Origin of the sequence: Streptomyces himastatinicus ATCC 53653 (assembly GCF_000158915.1) — a bacterium.
Taxonomy (GTDB): domain Bacteria; phylum Actinomycetota; class Actinomycetes; order Streptomycetales; family Streptomycetaceae; genus Streptomyces; species Streptomyces himastatinicus.
Genome location: NZ_GG657754.1, coordinates 7,654,618 through 7,662,153, shown reverse-complemented (window position 1 = coordinate 7,662,153; position 7,536 = coordinate 7,654,618). Strand labels below are relative to the sequence as shown.

Annotated in this window: 8 protein-coding genes and 1 pseudogene; 6 read left to right on the top strand and 3 right to left on the bottom strand. The window is 71.6% G+C overall.

Translation table 11 applies throughout. The features are described 5' to 3' along the window. The first annotated feature begins 207 nt into the window (after positions 1-207). Positions 208-906, top strand: coding sequence for an MBL fold metallo-hydrolase (locus SSOG_RS32530; RefSeq protein ID WP_009718510.1), 699 nt, complete (start codon positions 208-210; stop codon positions 904-906). Positions 907-917: 11 nt separating this feature from the next. On the opposite strand, the gene SSOG_RS32525 is transcribed toward SSOG_RS32530, so the two are convergent. Together SSOG_RS32525 and SSOG_RS32520 are read right to left on the bottom strand one after the other, a co-directional pair. Then, a complete protein-coding gene (locus tag SSOG_RS32525; RefSeq protein ID WP_009718509.1) occupies positions 918-1,118 on the bottom strand; it encodes a DUF397 domain-containing protein in 201 nt (66 codons plus the stop codon). A 9-nt stretch (positions 1,119-1,127) separates the two neighbouring features. Beyond that, entirely contained in the window at positions 1,128-2,021 is an 894-nt protein-coding gene (locus SSOG_RS32520) for a helix-turn-helix domain-containing protein (RefSeq protein ID WP_039939231.1), read from the bottom strand. Positions 2,022-2,195: 174 nt separating this feature from the next. On the opposite strand from SSOG_RS32520, the gene SSOG_RS32515 reads away from it, so the two are divergent. Further along, positions 2,196-2,624 carry an ATP-binding protein gene (locus SSOG_RS32515; protein ID WP_039939230.1) on the top strand — a complete coding sequence of 143 codons (429 nt, stop codon included), beginning with the start codon at positions 2,196-2,198 and terminating at the stop codon, positions 2,622-2,624. Here SSOG_RS32515 and SSOG_RS32510 read toward each other — a convergent pair. Further along, positions 2,619-2,804, bottom strand: a pseudogene (locus SSOG_RS32510) (hypothetical protein); the annotation flags it as partial. The gene SSOG_RS32515 and the pseudogene SSOG_RS32510 sit on opposite strands and share 6 nt — an antisense overlap. 102 nt (positions 2,805-2,906) lie before the next feature. On the opposite strand from SSOG_RS32510, the gene SSOG_RS32505 reads away from it, so the two are divergent. The 4 genes from SSOG_RS32505 to SSOG_RS32490 all read left to right on the top strand — a co-directional run. Next, the gene (locus tag SSOG_RS32505) at positions 2,907-3,497 is read left to right on the top strand and encodes a GNAT family N-acetyltransferase (protein WP_342634361.1); all 591 of its coding nucleotides are present in this window, start codon (positions 2,907-2,909) and stop codon (positions 3,495-3,497) included. Positions 3,498-3,792: 295 nt separating this feature from the next. Then, positions 3,793-4,206 carry a maleylpyruvate isomerase mycothiol-dependent enzyme family protein gene (locus tag SSOG_RS32500; RefSeq protein ID WP_245606427.1) on the top strand — a complete coding sequence of 138 codons (414 nt, stop codon included), beginning with the start codon at positions 3,793-3,795 and terminating at the stop codon, positions 4,204-4,206. Between the two features lie 120 nt (positions 4,207-4,326). Continuing rightward, complete coding sequence (locus tag SSOG_RS32495) at positions 4,327-5,358, top strand: SHOCT domain-containing protein (RefSeq protein WP_106516493.1); 1,032 nt, start codon at positions 4,327-4,329, stop codon at positions 5,356-5,358. 145 nt (positions 5,359-5,503) lie between these two features. Beyond that, the coding region (locus tag SSOG_RS32490; protein ID WP_039939229.1) for a bifunctional [glutamine synthetase] adenylyltransferase/[glutamine synthetase]-adenylyl-L-tyrosine phosphorylase at positions 5,504-7,536 on the top strand (2,033 nt) is incomplete at its 3' end.

The window sequence follows — 7,536 nt, the reverse complement described above, 5'->3', positions numbered from 1 at the left end:
GCCCGCCGAGCCCCGGCCCACGCGACCGCCCGCCGCGCCCCCGGCCCGCTCGACCGCCCACGCCCCGCTGCCCCGTAACCGCCGCGCCCGGGCCGCCTGGAACCAGGCGCGGGACCGGGCCCCCGCCTGCCCAACGCGGCACCCGCCCGCCTCTGCCCGGAGCAGAGCCGGACGCCGTTCCAAGCGGCGACCTGCCACGCTGAGGCCATGGCGAACGACATCCGGATCCGGCGGCTCGACCTCGGCCGCTTCATCCGTCCGCCCTCGGAGACGGGCGGCCCGCACCCGCGCGTCGAGCCCGTTCTCGCCTATCTGGTGCGGCACGAACGGGGCCTGCTCCTCTTCGACACGGGCATCGGCACCGGCAGCCCCGAGACCGACGCCCACTACCGCCCCCACCGCCGCGCCCTCCCGGCCGCACTGGCGGCAGCCGGTGCCGCCCTCGCCGACATCACCCTCGTGGTGAACTGCCACCTCCACTTCGACCACTGCGGCGGCAATCCCCTGCTGACGGGCGTCCCCGTCCTCGTCCAGGCTACGGAGCTGGCCACGGCACGCCGGGGCGGCCACACCATCGACGCGCTGATCGACTTCCCGGGCGCGACGTACACGGAACTCACCGGTGAGGCCGAGGTCTGGCCCGGCGTCCACCTCATCCCCACTCCCGGCCACACCGAGGGCCACCAGTCACTCGTCGTCCGTCAGCCGGACGGCACGGTCGTCCTGGCGGGCCAAGCCCACGACTTCGCCTCCGAGTTCGCCTCCGCCCACCTGGCCCGCCACGCCGCCCTCGACGGCCTGGCCCAGCCCCTCCCCCCGTACCCACCCTGGCTGGACCGGCTCGCCGACTTCGACCCGCGCCGCGTGCTGTTCGCCCACGACCACGCGATCTGGGAACCGGCGTAGCGCGCATGCCCTTACGAGAGGTCGTCGAAGTTCCCTTGTTTGGCCCCCCGCACGAAGGCCGCCCACCGGGCCGGGTCCGTGGCGATGACGACCGCCGGGTCGTCGCTCTCCCGCAGGAATATGAGCCCTCGCGGCTCGGCCGCGACCTCGACGCATTCGCCGCTGCCGCCACCACCGCTGAAGCCCGACTTGCGCCACTTGAGGTCTGACATGGCCGCCCTTCACAAGGTGTACAGCAGGTGCTGGATCAGGCCCAGAGAGCCCTTCCCGATATGGAACTCGGGTTCGATGTCGAGGTCAATCGGGGGCAGTGCTGCCGCACTCAACTTCGCGATCGCGTCGGTGAACTGCTCCAGATGGGCTTGGTCACTGATGAACGGCGAGGCGATCGGATGCTCCACATAAACCGTGCTGAGGTCAGGCAGCGCGTGCTCGTAGACGACGAAGGGAGCACCGAAGCGAGCGGGGTACGCGCCCGCCCTGAACGGCAGGACCTGGATGCGTACGTGCGGGAGTCTGGCCATCTTGACCAGATGCTCCATCTGGCGACGCATGACGTTCGCGCCCACGAACTGCATGTGCAGCGCAGCCTCATGGATGACCGCGTGGAAGGCCGGAGGAGCGTCGCCCGTCAGGATGAGCTGCCGTTGTCGACGGAACTCGACATACGTGTCGATCGTGCTCGAGGACGCCTCCGGCTCAGCGCCTTCGAACAGGGCGCGCATGTAGTCCGGCGTCTGGAGCAAGCCGGGGATGTAGATCCACTGAAATGAGCGGTGGGTAACCGCAGCCGATTCCAGCTCCGCGAGATCGCGAGCGCTCTGGTCGAGCGGGGATTTCCGGTGGGCCGACCACCACCCCTTTCCCGTCGACTCGCTCATGGCAACGAGCGCATCGACCAGAGTATTGTTCTGGCAACCATAGGCCGCAAGCAGGGCACGCAGCTTCACCTCTGGAATGGCCGTTCGACCGGCTTCGATATGGCCCAGGTGCGGCGATCCGAGCCCGGCGAAGGCTCCCGCTTCTGCGGCGGAAAGCCCTGACGCGTCGCGAAGCCTTCGCAGCTCGACACCCAAACGTCGCTGCCTCTGCGTCGGATTGGCGCGTAGCCCCATGACGACCTCCTTGTGATCGTGGGCAGTCTGCCCGGTTCCGGCAAGTGGAGGCCACTCGTTAGGGGCAATCAAGCCGATTTGGTTGCAGACTGGAAACCTCATTCCCTACCGTCAAAGACGAATCGCCCAACCGGCGTCCGCCCAACGGCCGTTGGCCGAAGGAGGCAAGACCCCATGAGCCACGCGCTCCCCCGCGCCGACTTCTCCCTCGTCTTCCCACCCGACCCCGGCTGGGTCCGGACCGCCCGCGAAGCCGTCCGCACCGCCCTGCGCACCGCGAACCGCACGGACCTCACCGACACGGCCCTCCTCCTCACCTCGGAGGCGGTCACGAACGCCGTCAACGCCTGCCGCAACAGCGGCTGCTCGACGCCCGTCACCCTCTACGCCGAGTGGGGCGCCTACGGCACGCTCCGCGTCCTCGTCAGCGACGACGCCCCCGGCCTGCCCGCCCAACGCACCCTCGCCGGGGACGCGACCGACGCCGAAAACGGCCGGGGGCTCCTCATCATCGGTAGCTCCGCAACCGACTGGGGCGTCTGCCACCACGGGCCGGGCCCCGGCAAGGCGGTGTGGTTCCAGGTCAACGGGACGGGCTCATGAGCCTTCCAACGCCTCGATAGCCGCAGTGATCAGCGCCCGCCCGGCCGCCCCGTAGACGGCCAGCTCCGACAGTTCGACGAATGCCTTCCGGTAAAGCTCCACCTCACTGGGCTGCGTAACGCTCACCCTCGCGGACAGCAGCTCGACGGACACCAACTCGTCGTCGTACGGGTGCAACGTCATCGCACCAGGCTCGGATGTCGGCGTCCGGTCCCCTGCCCTCAGCGGTAGGTGGCCGCCCGAGTCAGGGCCCGTCATCTGAGGGCGGGGCCCGCCACCTAAATGCGTTGCCGGGCGCAGTTGGTCGAGGCAGCATCCCCGGATATGGGACAACCTGCCGAAACGCTCCGCAACGGCCAAGTAGAACTGCGCCGTTGGCGCATGAGCGATCTCGATCCCCTGCGCCGGGCGATCGAGGAATCGCTTGATCACCTCAAGCCGTGGATGCCCTGGGCCGCCGTCCAGGAGCGGCAGCGGACGGCCGCGTACCTGGAGCGGAGCGCGAGGGAGTGGGATGCGGGCGAGGCCTACGGCTACGCCATCATCACGGAGGGCGCGGTGGTCGGCGCCTGCGGGCTCATGCGCCGGGTCGGCCCCGGCGGGCTCGACATCGGGTACTGGCTCCATCCCGCGTGGACGGGCCGGGGCTTGGCCACGCTGGCGGTGGCGGCGCTGGTCCGGCAGGGGTTCGCGCTGCCGGGGATCGACCGGCTCGAGATCGTCCACGACGAGGCCAACGGGCCCAGCGCCGCCATCCCGCGCCGTCTGGGCTTCACCGAGGTCGCACGTCACCAGGTCCCCGACGGCCCGACCGCCCCCGGCGAGGTGGGAGTCGACGTGATCTGGCGCTTGCACAAGCCGGCCACCGCGTGAGCGGAACCGGCCCCATACTCACCGCTTCTGCCCACCAGAAGAGCCAGCTCTTGGACGTATGACCCTGGCCCCCGCCACTCTGAAACGCATGGAGACCACGGGGAACATCAGGGACGCGATCGCGGCCGAACGGCGGGAGCTGGCCGACCTGTTGGACGACCTGACCCCGCACAGTGGGACACACCCTTCACTGTGCGCGGGGGTGGCGGGTGCGGGAAGTCGCGACGCACATGTCCCAGGTTCCGCTACCGCTGCCCGGACGCTGGCTCGACTCTCAGCCGCGGCAGCTGCACGCATGACCGACCGCCTCGCCCGCGCGGACGCCGCCACCGCCTCGACGGCACAACTAGCCGCGTACCTGCGCGACAACGCCCACCACCCGTGGAAGCCGCCGGTCGGCGGCCTCACGGCGGCGCTGGGCCACGACGTGATCCACGGCCTGGACATCACCGTCGCGCTGGGCTTGGACCGCCGGGTGCCGGAGGACCGCATACGCACCCTCCTGGACACGATCGACGCCCGGACCCTGAAGTTCTTCGGCGCCGACCTCACCGGCATCCAGCTCCGCGCCGACGACCTCGACTGGTCCTACGGCACCGGCACGCCCCTGACCGGCGCGGCCCAGGATCTGCTCCTGCTCGCCTACGGCCGCAAGCTCCCGCCGGGCCGCCTGCACGGCGAAGCGGGCGGGCGGTTCGTCACCGCCTGAGGGACGGCCCCTTCACAGGCTTCGCGGACCTCTCTACTGTGTGCCCGCATCACCGTGTGCGTTCATCCACCCACGGGAGGGTGGAAGTTGGGGGCCGCACGCATAGGGGGAGGGTGCTCGATGGTCAGATACGAGGGTGTGGGCGGCTGGGTCGAGATCGGCCCCGCATCGCTCACCATCTGCCGGACGGATCTGAGGCCGGAACCCCTCCCGCCGCGGGTGCTGCCCTTCCAGGCGCTGTCCGGTGTGGAGCTGAAGGACGCGACCCGGCTGCGGCGCGGGCGCGTTCACCTGTGGTTCGGTGGGCGCGTCCTGGTTCCGGTGGGATCCGACGAGGACCCCAACACGATCGGCTTCACGTACGGGCAGCGGGAGGTGTTCCGGGCTCTCCACGAGTACCTCCGGAACGTCGTACGCACGAACGAGACCCAGGACGTCGACGTGGCCGAGGCCTACGAGGCCGCGAACGACCCTCTGGTGGCCTGGCTGGCCCAGCGCGAACGGGCCAGGGAGAGGTCCGAGGAGGTCCGGGCCGCGGGCGAGTACGCCGCGGAACAGCAGCGCATCGCCGCGTTCGCCCGCAAGGTCGGCCCGGAGGCCGCCGCGCGTGAGGACATCATGGCCGCCGGTCTCGCCTCGGCCACGGGTGACCGGTGCTGGCTCGTCCTCAAGGGGTTGCCCGGCTACCTCCTCGGCGGGGAGCAGGTGTTCGTCGTGGCGGAGTGCCGCCTCGGCGACGACACCGGCCCGGGCACAGTGGTCCTCACGAACCAGCGGCTCATCTTCGTCAAGACGAAGTTCTCCGGCAACGAGCTGTCCGTGCTCCGGCTCGCGGAGATCAGGGCGGTGGCGGGCAAGCAGAAGATCACCCAGGGCGTCCTCCAGGTGGAGACCCTGCGGGGGCTCGTCGTCGAGTTCGGGGGCCTCAAGGGGGAGGATCTGGCACACCTCGACGAGGCGCTGCGCCTGGCCATCGGCTCCCTCGGGCGGGCGGCCCCGGCCTCACCCGGGGCCCCGGTACCGCCCGGCGCCCCGGCCGTGCCCCAGGACATCCTCGACCAGATCGCCAAGCTCGGCGAGCTGCACGCGGCCGGGGTCCTCACCTCCGCCGAGTTCGAGCAGAAGAAACGGCAATTGCTCGACCGGCTGTGAGAGCCGCCGAGTGGCGCGGCGCCGAGGACCGAGGCGCCCCACTCCCCCGAGACCTGCCGCTTCGCGGCCCCCGTCGCTTAGGCTCGGCAGCGGGCCTTGATCACGGCAGGGCGTGGGACGGAGACACGGGACGGAGGCGGCACGCATGGCCGTACCGCAGGGACGCAGGAGCAGCACCTTCACCCGGCTGCTCCGGCACGGCTTCACCGACCCCTCCGCCGCCCAGCGGCTGCTGGACTCGCCCGAGGTGGCGGGCGTACGGGCCGACTCCGTACTGCTGGACGCGCTCGGCGGGACCGCCGATCCGGATCTGGCGCTGCTCGGGCTCGTACGGCTGGTGGAGGCGCTGCCCGAGGAGGCCGAGGACGGGGACGAGGCGGGGACGCGGCAGGCGCTGCTGGACACGCTGGTCACCGCCAAGCCGCTGCGGGACCGGCTGCTGGGGGTGCTCGGGGCGTCCGAGGCGCTGGGTGATCATCTGGCGCGGCATCCGCAGGCCTGGCACGCGCTGGTGACGTACGAGCCCGCGGATCTGCATCCGACGACGCCCGAGTTCGAGCAGGCGCTGGCCGAGGGGATCTGGGGCGGCCCTGGCGCGGGGATGCCGCGGCCGGACGCGCTGCGCGTCGCGTACCGCCGGGCACTGCTGGCGATCGCGGCGCGCGATGTGTGCGGGACCACCGATGTCACGCAGGCGGCGGCCGAGCTGGCGGACCTGGCGACGGCGACGCTGCGGGCGGCGCTGGAGATCGCGGCCGAGGAGCAGCCCGAGGACGCCGCGGCGTGCCGGCTGGCGGTGATCGGGATGGGCAAGTGCGGCGGGCGCGAGCTGAACTACGTCTCGGACGTCGACGTGATCTTCGTGGCGGAGTCCGTGGACGGGGTGGAGGAGGGCAAGGCCGTGCAGGCGGCCACCCGGCTGGCCGCGCGGCTGATGCGGATCTGCTCGGACGTGACCATAGAGGGCACGATCTGGCCGGTGGACGCCAACCTCCGGCCGGAGGGGCGCAACGGCCCGCTGGTGCGGACGCTCTCCAGCCACCTGGCCTACTACCAGCGGTGGGCCAAGACCTGGGAGTTCCAGGCGCTGCTGAAGGCCCGGCCGGTGGCGGGCGACGGCGCGCTCGGGCAGGCGTACGTGGACGCGCTGGCGCCGCTGGTCTGGCAGGCCGCCGAGCGCGACAACTTCGTCCCCGATGTGCAGCAGATGCGCCGCCGGGTCGTCGAGAACATCCCGGTCGCCGAGATCGACCGGGAGCTGAAACTGGGTCCCGGCGGCCTCAGGGACGTCGAATTCGCCGTGCAGATGCTCCAGTTGGTGCACGGGCGGACGGATGAGTCGCTGCGCAGCGGCACCACCCTGGACGCGCTCGCCGCACTGGCCGCGGGCGGCTATGTGGGGCGCTCGGACGCGGCCGCGCTGGACGAGGCGTACCGCTTCCTGCGCTCCATGGAGCACCGCATCCAGCTGTACCGGCTGCGCCGCACCCATCTGGTGCCGGAGGACGAGCCGGATCTGCGGCGGCTGGGCCGGTCGCTGCACTTCCGTACGGAGCCGGTGGCCGAGCTGGGGACGGCCTGGCGGCGGTACGCGCGCGAGGTGCGGCGGCTGCACGAGAAGCTGTTCTACCGGCCGCTGCTGGACGCGGTCGCCCAGCTGGAACCGGGCGAGGCCCGGCTCAGCTCCAAGGCGGCGGGGCAGCGACTCGAGGCATTGGGCTACGCGGATCCGACCGGCGCCCTACGTCATTTGGAGGCTTTGGCGTCCGGTGTGTCCCGGAAAGCGGCCATTCAGCGTACGCTACTGCCCGTGCTGCTGGGCTGGTTCGCCGATTCCGCAGACCCGGACGCCGGGCTACTGGGCTTCCGCAAGGTCTCCGACGCGTTGGGCAAGACACCCTGGTATCTGCGGCTGCTGCGGGACGAGGGCGCGGCCGCGGAGAATCTGGCGCGGGTGCTCTCGGCCGGGCGCCTCGCCCCCGATCTGCTGCTGCGCGCCCCGGAGGCGGTCGCCCTGCTCGGCGACCCGGGCGGGCTGCGACCGCGCGGGCGGGAGCATCTGGAGCAGGAGGTGCTGGCCGCGGTGGGCCGCGCGGACGGCGCCGAGCAGGCGGTGGCCGCGGCGCGCGGCGTACGGCGGCGCGAGCTGTTCCGTACGGCGGCGGCGGATGTGATCGA

Bases quoted from the DNA above. Each gene is read 5' to 3' on its own strand.
- SSOG_RS32500 (WP_245606427.1), top strand. From the start codon at position 3,793: ATGACCGACCGCCTCGCCCGCGCGGACGCCGCCACCGCCTCGACGGCA.
- SSOG_RS32530 (WP_009718510.1), top strand. From the start codon at position 208: ATGGCGAACGACATCCGGATCCGGCGGCTCGACCTCGGCCGCTTCATC.
- SSOG_RS32515 (WP_039939230.1), top strand. From the start codon at position 2,196: ATGAGCCACGCGCTCCCCCGCGCCGACTTCTCCCTCGTCTTCCCACCC.
- SSOG_RS32505 (WP_342634361.1), top strand. From the start codon at position 2,907: ATGCGTTGCCGGGCGCAGTTGGTCGAGGCAGCATCCCCGGATATGGGA.
- SSOG_RS32525 (WP_009718509.1), bottom strand. From the start codon at position 1,118: ATGTCAGACCTCAAGTGGCGCAAGTCGGGCTTCAGCGGTGGTGGCGGC.
- SSOG_RS32495 (WP_106516493.1), top strand. From the start codon at position 4,327: ATGGTCAGATACGAGGGTGTGGGCGGCTGGGTCGAGATCGGCCCCGCA.
- SSOG_RS32520 (WP_039939231.1), bottom strand. From the start codon at position 2,021: ATGGGGCTACGCGCCAATCCGACGCAGAGGCAGCGACGTTTGGGTGTC.